1 protein-coding gene and 1 pseudogene are annotated in these 1,176 nt (G+C 67.3%); both read right to left on the bottom strand.

Features of this window, described 5'->3' with window-relative positions:
- Window positions 1-226 (bottom strand): annotated as a pseudogene (locus D7X12_RS45685) (DUF3634 family protein); the annotation flags it as partial.
- Between the two features lie 29 nt (window positions 227-255).
- Window positions 256-981: a zinc ribbon domain-containing protein gene (locus D7X12_RS41455; protein WP_120630576.1), complete on the bottom strand. Its 726-nt coding sequence runs from the start codon at window positions 979-981 to the stop codon at window positions 256-258.
- Between the last annotated feature and the right edge of the window lie 195 nt (window positions 982-1,176).

Consider the following 1,176-nt stretch of genomic DNA (forward strand, 5'->3'; position numbering starts at 1 on the left):
CTCGCCTAGTCGTCGGCAGCGTCAGATGTGCATAAGAGACAGGGGCGGCCGTCACCACCGCTTCGGAGGCCGGCCTGGGCGGGCCTCCGCCCAGCTGCGCGGCGGCTTCGTCCAGCAACTGGCCCAGGTGTTCGCGGGTGAGCCCGCGAAAGGCCCGCACCGTCGCCGTCAGCGGCTCCTCCCGAGCAATGTGGCGGAGGAGGTCGACGAGCGAAGGAGGAGGCATGGGTGAGGCGACCTTCGGGCTGCCCGTCGCTACTTCTCGACGGAGTCCTGCAGCGCTTCGATGGCGAAGATGATGCGGTTGCACGAGGGGCACACGTCGGTGCCCAGCGAGGTGCGCAGCATGTTGTACATCTGCGGGGGCAGGTTCATGTTGCAGCCCTGGCAGGTGCCGGCCACCACGCCCACCATCGCGGGCAGCTTCTTCTTGCGGATGACCTCGTAGCGGCGCAGCAGGTTGCCGTCCACCTTCGAGGCCACGACGTCGCGGCGGCCCTCCAGGTCCTTCACCTGGGAATCGGACTCGCCCAGCTTCCCGCGCAGCTCCGTCATGCGGCCCGACAGGCCCTGCAGCTTGGTGGCGTACTCCGCCTCCTTGCCCTTGATGGCCTCGCGCGCCATCCCCAGCTCCTTGACCTTCTCCGTCAGGGCCTCGGACTGGGTGAGGATGCCCTTCTTCGCGATGTCGATTTCGCGAGCGAGCGCCGAGTACTCACGGGTGGAGCGCTGGTCGGACAGGCGCGCTTCCCACTTCTTCACCTTGTCCTTCTCGTCCGTGATGTTCTGTTCGAGCAGGGCCTTCTGCTTCTCCAGGTCGGCCACGCGTGTGCGCTCGGCTTCGATGCCATTGCGCGCGACCCCCAGCTCCCGCTCCAGCTCGGAAATCTGGCGGGGATGCACGTCCGCCGCCTTCCGGAGCGAGGCGACCTCGAGGTCCACCTTCTGCAGCTCCGCCAGGGCCTTCAGTTTCTCCCGCAAATTTGCTGCCTCCCAACACGGCCGCACCGACGCGCGGCGCGACTCTTGTACCAACAAGGGTGCTGGTGTTCCAACGCCCAAATGGGCGACCGTCCATCCCTGCGCTTCCGGCCTGCCCCTCCAGCGTTTGAATCCGCTTCACGCACCCGTTAGACGGGGCACGTGTTCCCACCGCCCCCAAGACGCCTCCTGGCC

Source organism: Corallococcus sicarius (genome assembly GCF_003611735.1).
GTDB classification, from domain to species: domain Bacteria; phylum Myxococcota; class Myxococcia; order Myxococcales; family Myxococcaceae; genus Corallococcus; species Corallococcus sicarius.